14 protein-coding genes and 1 tRNA gene are annotated in these 17,313 nt (G+C 68.2%); 7 read left to right on the top strand and 8 right to left on the bottom strand.

All coding sequences use genetic code 11. From position 1 onward, the window contains the following. Positions 1-7: 7 nt before the first annotated feature. Both WCJ52_RS02170 and WCJ52_RS02165 read right to left on the bottom strand, forming a co-directional pair. Positions 8-1,738, bottom strand: a complete 1,731-nt coding sequence (locus WCJ52_RS02170; RefSeq protein ID WP_336901652.1) for a tetratricopeptide repeat protein — start codon at positions 1,736-1,738, stop codon at positions 8-10. Between the two features lie 26 nt (positions 1,739-1,764). Further along, positions 1,765-3,438 carry an electron transfer flavoprotein-ubiquinone oxidoreductase gene (locus WCJ52_RS02165; protein WP_336901651.1) on the bottom strand — a complete coding sequence of 558 codons (1,674 nt, stop codon included), beginning with the start codon at positions 3,436-3,438 and terminating at the stop codon, positions 1,765-1,767. 131 nt (positions 3,439-3,569) lie between these two features. On the opposite strand from WCJ52_RS02165, the gene WCJ52_RS02160 reads away from it, so the two are divergent. Then, the gene (locus tag WCJ52_RS02160; protein ID WP_336901650.1) at positions 3,570-4,376 is read left to right on the top strand and encodes a uracil-DNA glycosylase; all 807 of its coding nucleotides are present in this window, start codon (positions 3,570-3,572) and stop codon (positions 4,374-4,376) included. Between the two features lie 17 nt (positions 4,377-4,393). Here WCJ52_RS02160 and WCJ52_RS02155 read toward each other — a convergent pair whose 3' ends face one another. The 4 genes from WCJ52_RS02155 to gor all read right to left on the bottom strand — a co-directional run bounded on the left by WCJ52_RS02155 (position 4,394) and on the right by gor (position 8,981). Further along, on the bottom strand, positions 4,394-4,876 hold the full coding sequence (locus WCJ52_RS02155) for a hypothetical protein (RefSeq protein ID WP_336901649.1): 483 nt from the start codon (positions 4,874-4,876) through the stop codon (positions 4,394-4,396). 121 nt (positions 4,877-4,997) lie between these two features. Next, positions 4,998-6,377 (bottom strand): 3-deoxy-7-phosphoheptulonate synthase class II, encoded by a 1,380-nt coding sequence (locus WCJ52_RS02150; protein WP_336901648.1) that lies wholly within the window; start codon positions 6,375-6,377, stop codon positions 4,998-5,000. A 37-nt stretch (positions 6,378-6,414) separates the two neighbouring features. After that, positions 6,415-7,614 (bottom strand): O-antigen ligase family protein, encoded by a 1,200-nt coding sequence (locus WCJ52_RS02145; RefSeq protein ID WP_336901647.1) that lies wholly within the window; start codon positions 7,612-7,614, stop codon positions 6,415-6,417. Further along, positions 7,611-8,981 (bottom strand): glutathione-disulfide reductase, encoded by a 1,371-nt coding sequence (gor, locus tag WCJ52_RS02140; RefSeq protein WP_336901646.1) that lies wholly within the window; start codon positions 8,979-8,981, stop codon positions 7,611-7,613. The genes WCJ52_RS02145 and gor overlap by 4 nt, the downstream gene beginning before the upstream one ends. Before the next feature lie 108 nt (positions 8,982-9,089). Between gor and WCJ52_RS02135 the strand changes: the two genes are divergently transcribed. Next, on the top strand, positions 9,090-10,508 hold the full coding sequence (locus WCJ52_RS02135) for an MFS transporter (RefSeq protein WP_336901645.1): 1,419 nt from the start codon (positions 9,090-9,092) through the stop codon (positions 10,506-10,508). On the opposite strand, the gene rpiA is transcribed toward WCJ52_RS02135, so the two are convergent. Then, entirely contained in the window at positions 10,505-11,188 is a 684-nt protein-coding gene (gene rpiA, locus WCJ52_RS02130) for a ribose-5-phosphate isomerase RpiA (RefSeq protein ID WP_336901644.1), read from the bottom strand. The genes WCJ52_RS02135 and rpiA overlap by 4 nt on opposite strands. Further along, positions 11,185-12,552, bottom strand: a complete 1,368-nt coding sequence (gene glmU, locus WCJ52_RS02125; protein ID WP_336901643.1) for a bifunctional UDP-N-acetylglucosamine diphosphorylase/glucosamine-1-phosphate N-acetyltransferase GlmU — start codon at positions 12,550-12,552, stop codon at positions 11,185-11,187. Before glmU ends, rpiA begins: the two co-directional genes overlap by 4 nt. Before the next feature lie 99 nt (positions 12,553-12,651). Between glmU and gph the strand changes: the two genes are divergently transcribed. From gph to WCJ52_RS02100, 5 genes are all read left to right on the top strand, one after another. Continuing rightward, the gene (gph, locus tag WCJ52_RS02120) at positions 12,652-13,347 is read left to right on the top strand and encodes a phosphoglycolate phosphatase (RefSeq protein WP_336901642.1); all 696 of its coding nucleotides are present in this window, start codon (positions 12,652-12,654) and stop codon (positions 13,345-13,347) included. A 64-nt stretch (positions 13,348-13,411) separates the two neighbouring features. Next, on the top strand, positions 13,412-15,295 hold the full coding sequence (locus tag WCJ52_RS02115; protein WP_336901641.1) for a PQQ-binding-like beta-propeller repeat protein: 1,884 nt from the start codon (positions 13,412-13,414) through the stop codon (positions 15,293-15,295). Between the two features lie 64 nt (positions 15,296-15,359). After that, positions 15,360-15,434 (top strand) — tRNA-Val (locus WCJ52_RS02110). A gap of 87 nt (positions 15,435-15,521) precedes the next feature. Then, positions 15,522-16,673, top strand: coding sequence for an aromatic ring-hydroxylating dioxygenase subunit alpha (locus tag WCJ52_RS02105; RefSeq protein WP_336901640.1), 1,152 nt, complete (start codon positions 15,522-15,524; stop codon positions 16,671-16,673). A 91-nt stretch (positions 16,674-16,764) separates the two neighbouring features. Next, positions 16,765-17,166 carry a hypothetical protein gene (locus tag WCJ52_RS02100; RefSeq protein ID WP_336901639.1) on the top strand — a complete coding sequence of 134 codons (402 nt, stop codon included), beginning with the start codon at positions 16,765-16,767 and terminating at the stop codon, positions 17,164-17,166. Positions 17,167-17,313: the final 147 nt, after the last annotated feature.

Genomic DNA, 17,313 nt, shown 5'->3' with positions numbered 1-17,313 from the left:
GGGAAGGTCAGGGCTTCCGGGCGGGGGGGACCGGTGCCGGGCCCAGGCCCTGGGCGAGTTTGCGCTCGGCTTCGGCCCGGATCTTCGCATCCGGCTCGAGGGTCAGGACACGCTTCCACTGGAAACCCGCCTCGTCCCGCCGTCCGACCCGCCAGTAGGCGTCGCCGAGGTGGTTGTTGAGCTCCGGATCTCCAGCCTGAAGCTCCACGGCCTGCTCCAGCGTCTCGACCGCCTGCGTATACTGGCCCAGGCGGAAATAGGCCCAGCCCAGACTGTCGACCATGGCACCGGACCGGGGGTTCTGGTTGACGGCCCGGCGAACCAGTTCGAGCGCCTTGTCGAGGTTTTCGCCCCGGTCGATCCAGGAATAACCAAGGTAGTTCAGGAGTTCCGGCTCATCAGGGTTCAGGGCCAGGGCCCTAGTCAAATCCTTCTCCGCCTCCGGCCAGCGTCCAGCCTGTTCAAGGGAGACGCCGCGGGCATAGAGAAGGCGCCAGTCCTTGGGCGAGGCCACCAGCACAGGTGAAAGGACGTCGGCAGACTCCGAGAATTTCCCGTTGGTCCTCAATAGGTCCGAGAGATTGACCACCGCCTCGAGGTCGCCACCCGCTGCGGCCTGCCTGGCGAGGCGCAGGGCCGTCTCAGGCTCGCCGGCCCGCTGGTGGCTCCAGGCCAGCTTGGCCTGGGCGGTTGCAAATTCTGGAACACCGGCCGGGACCCTTGCATAGGCGACCCGGGCATCGTCGATCAGGCCGACATTCTCAAGCCGGTCTCCCACGAGCAGCCAGGCCCCGTAGTTTTCGGGATCGAGGCGAAGGGTGAGCCGCAGGTAGGCCATTCCCAGCTGGTCCTGGCCGGCGACGACGAGGGCTGCCGCGAGGGGGGTCAGCGATTGAGAAGCGCCTTGCCTGAGCGTGGATAGCGGCTCCGCGCGACCCGCCGCCGCCCGCGAGCGCGCGGCGGTGAGCGCGCCATTGCGGGGATCGGCCGCCAGCAGGCGATCGTAGAGGGCGATGGCCTCCGGCCCGCGCTTGCGGCGCTCAAGGAAACCACCGTAGGCGAGCACCGAGGTCACGCTCGGCGAGTCCCCACCGGAGAGCACCTTGAAGTTGGTTTCCGCCTCGTCGAACCGGTTCTGATGCTCGAAGAGCCGGGCCTGGCCAAGCAGACCGAAGACATCGACGATACGGTCTCCCGGCGACTGGGGGCGGACCGCCTGCCCCTCAAGGTCGCCGGACATGGCCGCAGCCCAGGGCGCGAGGAGGGCCGCAGCGGAACGGTGCGGGAAGGCGACGGTGTCGGGGGCAAGAAGGTCACGGACGGAACGGGCGCGCCCCGTCGACATCCCTTCGACGGCCCGGACAATCCGCCCAAGGGCGATGTTGGACGGCGAAGCGCCTTCTGCCGTCGGCGCGAGTTTGGCTGCAGAGGTCACGTCCCCGGCCAGGAGGGTGGCGACGAAGGCCCGTTCATCGGAGATCGCCGCAGCCTCGGGATCCAGCCGCCCGACCGCGCCATAGTATTTGGAGGCCTCGACGGTGCGTCCGTCGTTGAGCGCGGCGCGTCCTGCAAGGAACTGACCGTAGGGCGTAACGCCTATACCCTCGCCGGCCGCCACAGCCGGGGCTTGCGACGAGGCGCAGGCTGCCAGGGAAGAGACCATGGCCACCGCCGCCGCGCATCCGGCGACGCGTCCGAGCCCTTTATGTCTCCAACGATCCATGGAGCGGATGTTCACCTGTTCGCTCCGCCCGGCAAGCCTGCCTACATATTGGGGTAGTTGGGTCCGTCGCCGCCCTGAGGCGTCGTCCAGTTGATATTCTGCGACGGGTCCTTGATGTCGCAGGTCTTGCAGTGAACGCAGTTCTGGAAGTTGATCTGGAACCGCGGGTTCGATCCGTCCTCGTTGGTCAGCACCTCATAGACACCCGCCGGGCAGTAGCGCTGGGCGGGCTCGGCATAGTTTGGCAGGTTGACGCTGATCGGGATCGAGGCGTCCTTCAGCTTCAGGTGCGCAGGCTGGTTCTCGTCATGGTTGGTCGAGGACAGGAAGACCGAGGACAGCTTGTCGAAGCTCATCACGCCGTCGGGCTTGGGATAGACGATCGGCTTGTAGTCCTTGGCGAGGCCGGTGGAGGCGGCGTCGGACTTGCCGTGCTTCAGGGTGCCGAAGAATGAGAAGCCGCCCAGCATGTGAGCCAGGGTGGCGTCGGCACCCCCGAGGATCAGGCCCGGAAGGGTCCCAAACTTCGACCAGAGGGGCTTGAAGTTACGGACGGCGTGGAGTTCGCGGGCGATGGAAGAGGCCTTGTACGCGACCTCATACTCGACCAGTTCGTCGCCGCTCCGGCCCGCCTGGATGGCGCCAAAGGCCGCCTCCGCCGCCAGGACACCGCTCTTCACCGCATTATGGGAGCCCTTGATCCGAGGCACGTTGACCATGCCTGCCGAGCAGCCCAGCAGGGCGCCGCCCGGGAAGTAGAGCTGGGGCAAGGACTGCTCGCCACCCTCGGTAATGGCCCGGGCACCGTAGGAGACGCGCTCGCCACCCTCGAGGTAACGGCGGATCGCCGGATGGGTCTTGAACCGCTGGAATTCGTCGAAGGGTGAGAGATAAGGGTTCTTGTAGTTCAGGTGCACAACGAACCCGATGGACACGTAATTGTCCCCGAAGTGGTACATGAAGGACCCGCCGCCGGTCTGGTTGTCCAGGGGCCAGCCGAAGGTGTGCTGGGTCAGACCGGACACAAAAGCCGCGTCCGGCACCTTCCAGAGTTCCTTGATGCCGATGCCGTACTTCTGGGGCTCGCGCCCGTTGTTCAGGTCGAAGCGCGCCTGCAGCTGCTTGGCCAGGGACCCGCGCACGCCCTCCCCGATCAGGGTGTACTTGGCGTGCAGCTCGATGCCGGGCTGGTAGTCAGGACCGGGCTCGCCATCCTTGCCGATCCCGAAGACGCCGGCCACGACGCCCTTGACCGACCCATCGGCATTGAAGACCAGCTCCGAGGCCGCCATGCCGGGGTAGATCTCGACCCCAAGGCCCTCGGCGTGCTGGGCCAGCCAGCGACAGACATTGCCCAGGCTGGCGATATAGTTGCCGTGGTTCAGCATCCACTTGGGAAAGGGCGCCCAGCTGACGTCGAGCTCACCGCTCGGGCCCAGCATCAGGAACTTGTCCTTGGTGACGAGGGTCTCGAGGGGAAGGCCAAGTTCCTTCCAGTCGGGAAGCAGCTCGGCAATGCCGCTGGGATCGATCACCGCACCCGAAAGAATGTGGGCACCAACCTCGGATCCCTTCTCAAGGACCGCGACGGAAATCTCAGCTCCCGCAGCCTCCGCCATCTGCTTCAGGCGGATCGCCGCCGCCAGGCCCGAGGGGCCGGCGCCGACGATGACCACGTCGTATTCCATCGCCTCACGTTCGAGGGTCTCGCTCATCTTGCGACCTCCGGTATGCCGGTCGCACCGCGCCCGGCCTTGTTCCCTTGAGGCCTTATCAATAGCTTGTATCGGGTGGGTCAAGGGCGAATGGTGCCGGGCCTGTCGCCACCAGAGGAAATCCGCCGGAGATGAGCCGCCTGCTGGCAAGCACCGTCGCCGAAAGCCTGCTCGCCTTCTGGGCCGAGGCGGGTGTCGACGCCGCCCTGCTCGACGCGCCGCTAGATCGAATCGCCGAAGGTCAGAAGCCCCTTGCGCCCCGTCTGGCGCCAGCGGCTGTGGTCCGGAGCGGAACACCGGCGGCAGCGCAGGTGCGACCCCTGGCCATCGAGGCGGCCCAGGAGGCCGCTTCGGCTTGTGGGACCCTGGAGTCCCTGGCCGAGGCGATCGAGGCCTTCGAAGGCTGTCCCATCCGGTTCGAAGGCACTGCGACCCGGTCAGTGTTTTCGCGCGGGCCGGTGGATGCGCCAGTGGTTGTGATCGGCGAGGCGCCCGGGGCCGAGGAAGACCGGACGGGGCGGCCCTTCGTGGGCAAGGCCGGGCAGATGCTCGACCGGATGCTGGGTGCCATCGGGCTGACCGACAGGGCCTTCATCATCAATACCGTCTTCTGGCGCCCTCCAGGGAACCGGACGCCGACCCCTGAGGAGCAACTGGCCTGCAAGCCCTTCGTCGAGCAAGCCATCCGCCTGGTCAGGCCCCGGATGCTGTTGCTGGTCGGGGCCCCGGCCACCCGCTCCATGCTCGAGCAGGCTGAAGGGATCAATCGGCTGCACGGCCGATGGTTCGAATGGAAGGCGGCCGCCGGCGACCTGGAGCTGCCAGTCCTGCCGACCTTCCACCCCGCCTTCCTGATGCGGACCCCCTCTGCCAAGGCCATGGCCTGGGCGGACCTGAAGACCTTCGCCGAACGCCTGGAGCGGCCAGGGCGGCCCTGAGGCCTGAGCCTGAGGCCTCAGCCGGCGATCGCGAGCCGGGGCGCGCCCCGGGAGGCCCTCACTAGGCCCGCTTCCAGGCTGGTGCTGGCAGGCAGGTCCATCAGCCGGCGGCGAGACGCGACAAGGCCTCGTGGAGACGCCAGGAAACCCAAGCCCGGCAGGGTCGGTCCCGTCAGGGCGAGTCCCCTCGACACAGCCCCGGCGCCCCGTTCCGCAAGGTTGCGACCCAGCCGGTCAAGGGCGAAGGCGTCCAGGCGAAGCCCGGGCGCGGCCAGGAGGATCAGGTCGCTGCGCGCCTGACGCACCGCGACGTCCAAGCCACCAGAGACCCGGCAAGCGCCAGCGTCCTCGCAAAGGGCGATGAACTGCGGATCGTCCACCTCAGGGTCCAGGACCAGGACATCGCGGATGAGACCCTGGACGGCGCCGGGCACGAGATCTGACAGGAGACTGGAAAGTTGGAGCGATTGACCTCCGGAACGGGTGATGACGGACAGCATGCCCCCATGAGCCGGGAGCGGCGGGTCAGGTCAAGTGCGCGCCAGACTGGGGATGTCGCAGGGTCTGGGGTTTGGCAACGCCCCGATCGAACACCTGCTGTGAGGCTGGAGGCACCCGCCCTCAGACGGCCTGCTTCAGGGCCTCGGCCAGCCGCTCTTCCTTCAGCTTCTCGGCGACAAGGAAGGCCAGTTCCAGGGCCTGCTCACCGTTCAGACGGGGATCGCAGTGGGTGTGATAGCGGTCGGCGAGCTCGCCCTCGGACAGGGCTCGCGCACCACCCAGGCATTCCGTGACGTTCTGGCCGGTCATCTCGAGATGGACGCCACCGGGATGGACACCCTCGGCCCGGCAGATCTCCACGAAGCTCTTCACCTCGGAGAGGATCCGGTCGAAGGGCCGGGTCTTGTAGCCGGTCGCTGCAGTCAAGGTGTTGCCGTGCATGGGATCGATGGCCCAGACCACCCGGGCGCCGGCGGCGTGGGTTGCTTTCAGAAGGCCTGGCAGGCGCCCGGCGATCTTGTCCTGGCCAAAGCGGCCATACAGCGTAAGCCGCCCGGGCTCGTTGTCCGGATTCAGGATGTCGATCAGGCGCAGGAGTTCATCCGCCTCAAGGGTCGGACCGACCTTCAGGCCAATCGGGTTCTTGATCCCCCGGAAGAACTCGAGGTGGGCGCCATCAGCCTGGCGGGTGCGCTCCCCGATCCAGAGCAGGTGGGCCGAGGTGTCGTACCAGTCGCCGGAGGTGGAATCGACCCGGGTCATGGCTTCCTCGAAGCCCAGCAGAAGGGCCTCGTGGGAGGTGAAGAACTCCACCCTATGCAAGTCGGGATGGGTCTCGGGCGTCACGCCGATCGCTGCCATGAAGGTCAGGGCCTCGGAGATCTTTTCCGAGAGGGCGCGGTAGCGTGCGCCCTGCGGGCTGTCATCGACGAAGTCGAGGGTCCAGCGATGGATATTGTGCAGGTTGGCGTAGCCGCCCCCGGCGAAGGCGCGCAGCAGGTTCAGGGTCGAGGCGGATTGACCATAGGCCTGCAGGAGACGCTGGGGGTCGGGTGTGCGGGAGGCGGCGTCAAAGGCCATGCCGTTGATATTGTCACCACGGTAGGACGGCAGGGTGACGTCACCGATGGTTTCTGTGGCCGACGAGCGCGGCTTGGCAAACTGGCCAGCCATGCGCCCAACCTTCACCACCGGCTTCCCGCCAGCGAAGGTCAGCACCACCGCCATCTGGAGGATCAGGCGGAAGCTGTCGCGGATGTTGTCGGCGTGGAATTCCTTGAAGCTTTCGGCGCAGTCTCCGCCCTGGAGCAGGAAGGCGCGACCCGCCTCGACGTCCGCCAGCAGCGACTTCAGCCTGCGGGCTTCACCGGCGAAGACCAGGGGCGGCATGCCGCGCAAGGTCTGTTCGACTGAGGCCAGGGCCTGGGCGTCTGGATAGTCCTCAGGCATGTGCTTGCCAGGACGGGAACGCCAGGTGGAAGGGCTCCAGGAAGGGCTCATCTTACAACTCCGCACCCGCATCGGCAGGCGCGGCGTTTTATACGGAATGACTGGAAAGGTCGATAGTCCGGGCGCGCAGGACGAGGATGCAGGCCAGGGCGGTCAAGGCACCAAGGCCCAGCCACCACTCCTGCCAGACCCCAAAGCTCACCGCCCCGAAGACCAGGTAGGCGGCGGCGGCGGCGGCGCTGGCGGCGGCAGCAGGTGACCGCGCTGGCCGGGACAGGCCAGTGAAGATGGCTGCCCAGACGATGGCCGCAGCCACGGCTCCGATCAGGCCAAGCTCCATCCAGATCTGCAGGGCAGCATCATGAGGGTGCAGCCGAATACCCGGTCCGAAGGCCCGGCTGGCGTCGAGACCCCAGCCCGGGAGGGGACGAGCCCAGATCCAGTCGACGGCCTTCTTCCAGTAGCCCAGCCTCTGCATCCAGGACTCTGACAGATAGGGGGCCAGACGGGCGTCGAGCCCGAGGGCAAAGGCCGAGGAGACGAGGAGGGGCGTCGCCAGGAAGGCGCTCGCAGCCAGCCCCCCCAGAATTCGCGGACCGGCCGCCGGAAACCGCCAGACCAGCAGGGCTGTCGCGGCCGCGATGGCTGCAGCGAGGACCGGGGCGTCATATCCGAACTTCCAGGCCGGAAACATGATCCCGGCAAGGGCAAGCGCCGCAAGGGCCCACCGAACCCGACCCTTCGCGGCCACAAGGGCGGGCGGCGCGAGCAGGGTCAGCACATACAGGCCCTGGGCGACATTCTTGACGGCGTAGTCGGGGCGAACGGTCTGTCCGAAGGCCCCCAGCAGGGCCTTGTAACCGGCGGCGGCGGTCAGGGCCTCGACGATGAGAATCGCAGACAGCAGGCCCACGGCGGCGACCAGGACCTTGAGAAGTCCCTTCAGGGCCGCCTCGGACACCGCGCGGGCTGCACTCACCGCGGAGCTGTAGAGGGCCAGCATGAAGACCAGCTTCAGGCCGGTCTGTCCCTCGAGGTCCGGGGCCCGCCAGGGGCTCCAGAAGGCGGAAGCGCAGGCCCAGACCAGGGCGGTGAAGAGGGCCAGCAAGAGGGTTCGGTCGGCGACGCGGACCCGGAGGGACGGGAGGGTCAGAAGGCCCGCCAGGGCCACGGCAGGTGCAAATCCCAAGGCCCCTGCCCAACCCAGCAGGGGCGTGAGGAGCAAGAGGCCTGCGAGAACCCCTGCCGTCCAGCGGCCGTCGGCGGCCCGGGGCGGAGCCGGGCTCAAGCGATGGGTCGCACGACGGGCTCGCTGAGCGTGACCAGCTCTTCGGCCAGGGTGGGATGGACGGCACAGGCGGAGTCCCACTGGGCCTTGGTCACGCCCAGCTTCAGGGGTACGGCCGCCATCTGGATGATCTCCGGGGCATCAGGGCCCACGACGTGGCAACCCAGCATGCGCTGGGTTTCGGCGTCCACAATCAGCTTGACCAGGGCTTGCTCCTGGCCGCCGTAGAAGGTCTCCTTCATGGGCCGGAACCGAGACAAATAGATGTCGATCTTCGGATAGGCCGCGCGCGCCTCCGCCTCGGTAAGGCCCACGGTGCCGACTGGCGGTTGGCTGAAGACCGCAGAGGCTACGGCCTCGTGGTCGAATGAGGTGGGTTGTCCATAGAATTCCGTCCGGGCAAAGGCGGCACCCTCGCGGATGGCCACCGGCGTGAGGTTGATGCGGTCCGTGACGTCACCGACGGCCCAGACGCCGGGGGCGGAGGTCTTGGACCAGGCGTCGACCCGGATCTCGCCGTTCGGACCGGTCTCCACCCCCGCCGCCTCCAGGCCCAGTCCCCGGGTGTGGGGCTTGCGGCCTGTCGCCAGCATGACCTGGCTGGCCGGCAGGACCTGGCCATCGGACAGGTGGCATTGCAGGTCCCCGGAACGCCCTGAGATCTCTACTGGATGTGCCCCGAGGATGAGCTTCACCCCCCGCCTCTGGATTTCTGCGGCCACGTGGGAGCGGATGTCCTCGTCAAACCCCCGCAGGACCTGGTCTCCGCGATAAACCAGGGTCACATCGACGCCCATGCCGTTGAAGATGCCAGCGAACTCGACGGCGATGAAGCCGCCGCCGACGATCACGATCCGCTCTGGCAGGGCGGGCAGGTCGAAGGCCTCCTCGGAGGTCATGGCGAGGTCCGCGCCCGGCAGGTCTTCCGGCTTCCAGGGCCGCCCGCCCGTGGCGATGAGGATGCGCTGTGCAGTGACCGCTCCGCGTCCCTCGACCTCGAGACTGTTGGGACCGGTCAGGACGGCCCGTCCCTCCACGATTTCGGCGCCCGACCGGGTCAGGTTGGCTACATAGAGGCCGGAAAGACGGGCGATCTCGCGGTCCTTGGCCTCCCGGAAGCGTGTCCAGTCGAAGGTCGCCCCCGAGGCGGACCAGCCGAAGCCCTCGGCGATGTGGGCGTAGTGGGCGAACTCCGAGGCGTAGACCATGAACTTCTTGGGCACGCAGCCACGGATCACGCAGGTGCCGCCGACCCGGTATTCCTCGGCCACGGCGACCCGCGCGCCGGAGACCGCGGCCAGGCGTCCTGCCCGGACCCCGCCGGACCCGGCACCGACGACAAAGAGATCGTAGTCAAACTGGCTCATAGGCGAACTCCCCTCGCGGCGGATTGAGTCTAAAGCATATCGGCGCGCTGTTGAATGCCGGGGGCGGCGGGGCTTGACCCGCAAAGGCGAGCGGCCCAAGCCGGAGTCATGGAACTCACCGAACCGATGCCCCCCGCAGCCCCCAGGACGCCGGATCGCGACCGCGCAGACACCGCCTTCTTTGGGCATCCGACGGCCTTCGGGCACATCTTTGCCACCGAGATCTGCCTGTCATTTGCCTATTACGGCCTCGTCTCGATCCTGACGCTCTACATGTCGACCTACCTTTTCCTGCCAGGCACAGCCGAGAAGGTGATCGGCTTCGGCCCCTTCAGCCGGGCGATGGGCGCAGTGTTCGGCGCGAAGAGCCCGCTGGAGCTGGCCTCCGCCACCTTTGGACTGGTCACCGGCGTCTTCTACGCCACGCCCCTGATCGGGGGGCTTATCGGCGATCGTTGGCTGGGCACCCGAAACTGCATCGTAGCCGGCCTGGTCATCCAGACCTTAGGATACGGCCTGCTGCCGATGGAGGCGTTCTTCCTGTTGGGCATGATCCTGATGGTCATCGGCGGTGGCCTGGTGAAGTCGAACCTGCTCGGCCAGGTCGGCGCCCTCTACGGACCGGGGGACCCGCGCCGCACCGGTGCCTACGGCCTGTTCTTGATTGCCGTGAACATCGGGGGCTTCATCACCCCCCTGGTCGTCGGCACCTTGGGCGAGAAGGTGGGCTGGGCGTACGGCCTCGCTGCCGCCGCAGTCGGCATGTCCCTCGGGCTGGTCGCTTACCTGGCAGGCATGAAGCGCTTTCCCGCCCGCAGGGCCATCGAGGTAGCGGCGCCGTCTGCCCCAGGCACCGCTCGCGGTCCGACGCAGGGCCTGGTGGTCGCTGCTCTGCTCCTGGTGCTGGTCGGGTCCATGCTGAATGTCGGCGCCTACAACCAAGCCTTCAACATCTTCCCGGTCTGGGCGCGCGAGCACGTTGACCGGACCATCGGTGGCTTCGAGGTGCCGGTCACCTGGTTCTCGACCCTGGACGGCATCCTGACCATCGTCGCCACCGCCCTGGCTGTGCGCATCTGGACCTGGCAGTCCCGGGGCGGACGTCAGCCGCGAGAGACCTCGCGGGTCATGGTCGGCACGGCCCTGACCGCCTGCGCCTTCCTGGTGCTGGCCCTTGCGGCGGCGGTCTTCGGGGGTGGCAAGGTCCACATCCTCCTGCCCATCCTCTTCTTCATGCTGGCGGACGCCGCCCTGCCCTGGGTGGATACGGTAATCATGTCCCTCTATTCGCGGGTCGGCCCTGCAGGCCTCGCGACCACACTGCTGGGCGTCTACTACCTGTCCTTCACCGGGGGGAACCTGCTGGTGGGACGGCTGGGCCAGGCCTACGAGCACATGGCACCCTCGGCCTTCTGGGGCCTGCACGCGGCCATGGCCGGCGCAGGCCTCATCTGGCTGGCCCTTCTCGCGGGCTGGATGAACCGGGTCTTCGACGCCTCCATGCGGGCGCGGTCGGGCCAGATCTAGGGCTCGATCTGCATCACACCGGAGTCCGTCGCCACCAGGGCGAGGTCGGCGAGGTCCAGGAAGAGGCCGTGATCCACCACGCCGGTCACGGATTTCAGCGCCGCCGCCAGGGCTGCCGGGGCCTCGATCCGGCCGCAGGCGATGTCGAAGATCACGTTGCCGCCGTCGGTCAGGACAGGGACGCCTTCCTTCATCCGCAGGCGCGGGGCGGCGCCGATGTCGCACTCGGACAGGGCGTCGCAGATCCGGTCCAGGGTGGTGCGGTGCCCGAAGGCCACCACCTCCACCGGCAGGGGAAAGGCCCCCAGGCGGGCGACGCGCTTGCTGGCGTCGGCGATGACCACACATCGGCGCGAGGCCTCCCAGACCAGCTTCTCGCGTAGCAGGGCCGCACCGCCGCCCTTGATGAGCGAGAGGGCCGGGCCGATCTCGTCGGCGCCGTCCACGGTCAGGTCGATGGGGCCGGTCTCGCCCAGCTCGGCCACCTGAAGGCCCAGTTCCTGCGCCAATACCGCCGTGGACCGCGAGGTGGCTACGCCGACAATATCCAGCCTTCGGGCGGCCAGCGCGCGCACGAACCAGATGGCGGTGGAGCCGGTGCCCAGGCCCACCACCATTCCGGGCTGGACGAGGGCGGCGGCGGCCTCGCCGGCAGCGCGCTTCTGGTCTTCGGCGCTCACGACCCGTCCTTCGCTTTGCGGGCCGCCTTCTCGGCAGCCTTGCGCTCGCGGAAGGCAGCGGCCCAGCCGACCTTGTTGCTCTGCTCACCCCGCGCCACGGCCAGGGTGTCGTCCGGCACGTCGCGGACGATGACCGAGCCCGAGCCGGTCATGGCCCCGGCCCCGATCGACCGCGGGGCGACAATGGCGGTGTTCGAGCCGATGAAGGCGCCCGGGCCGATGTGGGTCTCGTATTTGTCGAAGCCGTCGTAATTGCAGAAGATCGTACCGGCGCCGATGTTGGCTCCCGCCCCCACGGTACCATCGCCCAGGTAGGCCAGGTGGTTGGCCTTGGCGCCCTTGTCCAGGCGGACCTTCTTGACCTCCACGAAGTTGCCGATGTGCACGTCCTCGCCGATATCCGCGCCGGGACGCAGGCGGGCATAGGGCCCGATCAGGGCGCCGGGGCCGACCTTCGCGCCCTCCAGGTGGCTGAAGGCCCGGATCACGGCGCCGGTCTCAATGCTCACGCCCGGGGCGAAGACAACATAGGGCTCGACCTGGACGCCGGCCTCGATGCGGGTGTCCCAGGAGAAATGCACGGTCTCGGGCGCAGCCATGACCACGCCCTCGGCCAGGAAGTGCGCCCTTTGGCGCTGCTGGAAGACCGCCTCGGCCTGGGCCAGCTGGGCGGGGGTGTCGGCGCCCATGACCGCGCTTTCAGGGGCGTAATAAGCCCTTACCCCGCAGCCCTCGGCGGCGGCGATGGCGACGGCCTCAGTCAGGTAATACTCGCCCTTGGCGTTGGTATTGGTCAGGCGGGACAGCCAGTCGAACAGCCGGGCGCGGTCGGCACAGAGCATACCAGCATAGCAATCGCCCACCGCCAGTTCCCCCGGCGAGGCGTCGCGGGCCTCGACAATGCGCAGGACCTGATCGTCAGGCCCCGACAGGATCCGCCCGTACAGCAGGGCATCGGCAGGCCTGAAGCCCAGCAGGGCCAGGTCCGCTCCCGCTGCGCGCAGGCTGAAGAGCGGGTCCAGGTCCTCGGGCTGCAGCAGGGGGCAGTCGCCATTGACCACCATGACGTCGCCGTCGAAGTCCGCCAGGGCCGGGCCGGCCGCCAGGACGGCGTGGCCGGTGCCCAGGGGCGGGTCCTGCACGGCAATGGCGGCGGGTCCCAGCCGGGCCTCGACCCGCTCACGGACGACAGGACTGTGGGTCCCGACCACCACCACCACCCGTTCGCAGCCCGTCTCGAGCACGGTGTCGATGACCCGGTCCAGCAGGGTGCGCCCACCGACACGGTGCAGCATCTTGGGAATGGGGGACTTCATCCGGGTCCCCTGCCCAGCGGCGAGGATGACGGCGGCGCGGGCGGTCATGGCGGAAACCCCGGAATCGCAGGCGAGATGGCAATCATGGCGGCTTTAGCCGAAACCGCCAGCGGAGTCCCCGCCCCCGGCCCCTGAACAGGAGCGTCCATGCGCACCGAAGCCCAGCCCCTGGCCGGCGCCGTCATCGCCTTCGACCTGGACGGCACCCTGGTGGACTCCGCCCCGGACCTTGTGGCGACCCTCAACCACATCCTGGCCGAAGAGGGGATCGCCCCCCTGCCCTTTGACCAGGGCCGCAGCCTGATCGGCCACGGTGCCCGGCGGCTGCTCCAGCGTGGCTTCGAGGCCCAGGGCCTGGAGGTTGCTCCCGAGGCGCTGGAGGTCCTTTGGCTGCGCTTCATCGACCACTACAACCTCCACAGCGCTGACCTGACCCGGCCCTTCCCCGGCGTGCCGGAGAGCCTTGAGGCCCTGCGCGCCGCCGGCGCCCGGCTGGCCGTCTGCACCAACAAGCTGACCCGGCTGTCCACGCCCATCCTCGAGGCCCTCGACCTGGCCCGCCATTTCGATGCGGTGATCGGCGCCGACCTCGCGCCCGCACCCAAGCCCGACCCCCGCCACCTGGAGATGGCTGTGCAGGCCGCCGGGGGCGACCTCCGGCGGGCGGTCATGGTGGGGGATGCGGGCACCGACGCCGGCGCCGCCCGGGCCGCGGGCACGCCCCTGGTCCTGGTCAGCTTTGGCTACACCGAGGTCCCCGCCTGGGAACTTAGGCCCGACCGGCTCATCGATCATTTCGATGAACTGCTCCCGGCCTGCCTGGAGCTTCTGGTGCCCGCCTGAATCGCAGCCTATCCTGTGGCCTCAAGCTTCGCCGCATTCAGGACGAGGCCAGAGGGGAATGACCATGCCGGGATCGATCATCGCGCGCCTCGGCGCGCTCTCCGCCGTCGTCCTTTCCGCCTTTGCCGCCCCCGCCCTGGCCGCTGACGTCCATCCCGGGCAGGCCGTTTATGAGCGCAACTGCGCGGCCTGCCACAACGCCCCCGAGGCTGGCAGCCGCGCCGCCCCTGTGGCCAGCCTGCGCCAGATGGACGCCCGAACCCTGCGCACCGCCCTGACCACCGGCGTGATGAAGGGCATTGGCGACAGCCTCTCGCCGGACGACCTGCGCGCCGTCGTCGACTACCTGGCCGTCAAGCCCAAGCCCGTCTCCGACAACTGGATCGAAGGCGCCCGCTGCCCCGCCGACCGCCGCACCGTGGACGTGAACGCCCCCATCCCCTCCGGAAGCTTCGGGATCGGCGCCGACAACCGCCGCCGCCTGACCGCCGCCCAGTCCGGCCTGACCACTGCCAGCCTCAGCCGGCTCAAGCCCGCCTGGACCCTGGGCATCCCCAATGCGACGACCATGCGCTCCCAGCCCATCCTTCTGGGCTCGACCCTGTTCTATGCCGCCAGCCAGGCCTCGACCCTGCTGGCCATCGACACCGGGACGGGCTGCATCAAGTGGGCGGCCAAGACGCCGTCGGGCATCCGCACCAGCCTGGCCCTCGGCCGCCTGGGCAAGGCCGGCCCCCTGGCCGTGGTGGGGGGCGACGAGGGCGGCCACCTGCAGGCCTGGGACGTGGCGACTGGCAAGCTGATCTGGCGGGTCGATCCCCGCCATAGCACCGGCGGCGTCCTGACCGGTGCCCCCGTCTTCGCCGGCGAGAAGCTGATCGTCCCGATCTCGGCCCTGGACGTGGCCCAGGCCATGCGCCCGACCTTCGCCTGCTGCGCCTCGCACGGCGCCGTCAGTGCGGTGGACGCCGCCACTGGCAAGGTGATCTGGACCTGGCATGCGACCCCCGAGGCCAAACCCCTGGGCGTGAAGAACAGCGCCGGGATCGAGATGATGGGCCCCTCCGGCGCGCCGATCTGGTCGACCCCCGCCGTAGACATGAAGCGCGGCCTGGTCCTGACCGCCACCGGCGAGAACACCTCCCCACCCGCCACCGGGACCTCCGACTCCGTGATTGCCATCGACCTGGCCACCGGCAAGCAGAAGTGGGTCTTCCAGGCCCTGGCCAACGATGTGTGGAACATGTCGTGCCCTTCAGGGCGTGAGAGCCGCCGTAAGCCCGGCCCCAACTGCTTCTTCTTCGAGGGCGACAGCGTCCTGCGCGACCACGACTTCGGTGGCGGGCCGGTGCTCTTCCAGGCCGGCGGCCGGACCCTGGTCCTGGCCGGCCAGAAGTCTGGCGACGTCTGGGCCCTGGACCTGAAGACTGGCCGCAAGGTCTGGAGCGACAAGTTCGGCCCGGGTACAGCCCTGGGCGGGGTGCACTGGGGCATAGCCGCCGACGAGACCCGGGTCTTCGCCCCCATCGCCGATCCCGGCGTGCCCGAGCCCCTCAGCGCCTCGGGAGTGCACGCCCTCGACGCCGCCACCGGCAAGCGCCTGTGGTCCTGGCGGGCCCTTCCCGACTGCAGCGAGGCCCGCAAGGCCCGCGGCCCCGGATGCGAGCGGGCCGGCATCTCCGCCCCGCCCCTGGTGGTGGACGGCGCGGTCCTGGCCGCCGGCCTCGACGGTCGCCTCTGGGTGCTCGAAGCGGCCACCGGCAAGGTGCTGGCCAGCCTCGACACCGCCGGACCCCGGGACAGCGTGAACGGCGTGCCCGCTAGGGGCGGCTCGCTGGACTCCGGCGGCCTCTTCGCCGGCGGCGGCATGGTCTTCGCAGGCTCCGGCTACGCCGCCTTCGGCCAGCCCGCCGGCAACGCCCTGATCGCCTACCGCCCCGGACCCTGAGGCGGTCGCCGGCGCCCCGCTTGCAGCAGGCAGGCGGGCAGGCTATAGCCGCAACCCTTCCGGCGGATGCGTAGCTCAGCGGTAGAGCACCTCGTTCACACCGAGGGGGTCACAGGTTCGATCCCTGTCGCATCCACCATATTTCCACCCTGCGCAGACCCATTGACCCGCCCCCCGCCGGGACCGAGGATCGGTCGCCGCGCTGTGAAGTCAGGGGGAACGCACCATGCGTCATGAGGTCGAAGTCGAGGTCCTGGCGGAGCTCCTGGCCCAGATCGCTGAGGGGCGGAACGCCGACGCCGGAGCCGTGCGGGCCTGCCCGGCCTCCACATGGACCTGCCCGGATCGGCTGGCCCTCGAGAGGCGGGAGCTCTTCGATACCCAGCCCCAGCTGGTGGGCCTGTCGGGAGACCTGCCCTCACCTGGCAGCTTCCTGACCACGGACGACCTCGGCCCGCCGGTCCTGGTGGTACGCGGTGACGACGGGAAGGTGCGGGCCTTCGTCAACGCCTGCCGCCATCGCGGCGCGGTGGTGGAGACCGCCCGGCGCGGCACGAAGCCGCTGTTCTCCTGCCCCTTCCACGCCTGGTCCTACGACGCCCGCGGCACCCTGAGGGCCGTGCCCATGGCCGAGCAGTTCGGGCCGCTGGAGACGGGAAGCCTGGGCCTCCTGCCCCTTCCGGCGGCCGAGCACTGCGGGATGATCTTCGTCCACCCCCGGGCCGACGGGGTGATCGATGCGGCGGCCCTGCTGGAAGGGCTGGAGGACGACTTCACCAACTTCGGCTTCGCCCACCACAGCTTCGCTCTGGAGGATCGGCTGGAGCTGGACCTGAACTGGAAGCTGGTCACCGACACCTTCGGCGAGACCTACCACTTCAAGCGCCTGCACAAGGACACCCTGGCCCAGACCTTCGAGGGCGACATCCTCAGCTACCGGACCTGGCGGCGCAACCACCGCATGGTGCTGGGCAAGCAGGCCATCCGCGAGATGGCGACGCGGCCGAGGGCGGAGTGGCGAGTCACGGACGGGGGCTTCCCAGTCTACTTCCTCTTCCCCAATGTGGTGATCAACGTCAGCGAAGGGGCGATCGCGGTGGTGAGGTCCCTGCCCCACGTCACCGACCCGGGGCGGTGCACGGTGCAGATCAGCTACTACGGTACGGACCGGTCGCCCGAGGACATGGAGACCTTCCGCCGGGGCTTTGGCGGCGTGGTGGTGAACGAGGACCTGGCCGCCGCCGCAGGCATGCAGCGGAACCTGGGCTCGGGCCGGATCGAGCAGGTCCTGTTCGGCCGCAACGAGCCGCCCCTGCACCACTATCACCAGGTCTTCCGCAAGGCCCTGGGGCTGACGCCCCTGGAGGCGGTGGGATGAGGTTGAAGGCATCGCCCTAGAAGCGCAAAATGATCAATTGACAGCGTTAAACGATTTAATACAGTAAATTTCCCATTATGAGGATCCCGATATGATTAATGTCGATATTGAACCTAATGTAACAGATTTAAGTATAGAAGAAATGTACAGACAGCTCGCAATTATCGATGCGGGAGTCGGCTCCAAGTTGTCTAGCGTCAATTTATCTGCAAAGAGTTTTGACCGTCTCGCTTCCGATTCTAGTACTATAGGCGATTTCCTTGAGAAATTGGCAGTTTCGGGGAAGGCGATATTTGATGAGAACTGGCCTGCCATCAAATCTTACGTCTGCGCGGTTTATGGGCAGAACGGTCAAGAGGGCCCCTTGAAAGATTGGGTTCAGTCGGTTGTTAATGCAATCGTTGCGGGTTTGGGAATTTCGGGAAACGTCGCGGCTGCTCTGGTAGTGATCGCTGTTAAACTCGGGCTAGATCGTCTCTGCGCGGTTCAGTGATGGGGCTTGGCGCGAACTGATCCTCTGCTAGCAATCCCCGAGCGCTGAGGGCATGACGCGCTACAGATGCTGCGCGGCGCTGAGCGAGAAGGCGCTCACCGAAAACCGCCACCACGATCCGGATCAACGCCCCTACCCTGCAAGGCG

It is taken from the genome of Phenylobacterium sp. (genome assembly GCF_037138395.1).
GTDB lineage: Bacteria > Pseudomonadota > Alphaproteobacteria > Caulobacterales > Caulobacteraceae > Phenylobacterium.
This window is presented reverse-complemented; position numbering and strand designations above follow the sequence as displayed.

What these genes read in the sequence shown, in the direction of transcription:
- WCJ52_RS02165 (WP_336901651.1), bottom strand. Translation starts at nt 3,438, where the DNA reads ATGAGCGAGACCCTCGAACGTGAGGCGATGGAATACGACGTGGTCATC.
- WCJ52_RS02160 (WP_336901650.1), top strand. Translation starts at nt 3,570, where the DNA reads ATGAGCCGCCTGCTGGCAAGCACCGTCGCCGAAAGCCTGCTCGCCTTC.
- WCJ52_RS02155 (WP_336901649.1), bottom strand. Translation starts at nt 4,876, where the DNA reads ATGCTGTCCGTCATCACCCGTTCCGGAGGTCAATCGCTCCAACTTTCC.
- WCJ52_RS02150 (WP_336901648.1), bottom strand. Translation starts at nt 6,377, where the DNA reads ATGAGCCCTTCCTGGAGCCCTTCCACCTGGCGTTCCCGTCCTGGCAAG.
- gor (WP_336901646.1), bottom strand. Translation starts at nt 8,981, where the DNA reads ATGAGCCAGTTTGACTACGATCTCTTTGTCGTCGGTGCCGGGTCCGGC.
- WCJ52_RS02135 (WP_336901645.1), top strand. Translation starts at nt 9,090, where the DNA reads ATGGAACTCACCGAACCGATGCCCCCCGCAGCCCCCAGGACGCCGGAT.
- glmU (WP_336901643.1), bottom strand. Translation starts at nt 12,552, where the DNA reads ATGACCGCCCGCGCCGCCGTCATCCTCGCCGCTGGGCAGGGGACCCGG.
- gph (WP_336901642.1), top strand. Translation starts at nt 12,652, where the DNA reads ATGCGCACCGAAGCCCAGCCCCTGGCCGGCGCCGTCATCGCCTTCGAC.
- WCJ52_RS02115 (WP_336901641.1), top strand. Translation starts at nt 13,412, where the DNA reads ATGCCGGGATCGATCATCGCGCGCCTCGGCGCGCTCTCCGCCGTCGTC.
- WCJ52_RS02105 (WP_336901640.1), top strand. Translation starts at nt 15,522, where the DNA reads ATGCGTCATGAGGTCGAAGTCGAGGTCCTGGCGGAGCTCCTGGCCCAG.
- WCJ52_RS02100 (WP_336901639.1), top strand. Translation starts at nt 16,765, where the DNA reads ATGATTAATGTCGATATTGAACCTAATGTAACAGATTTAAGTATAGAA.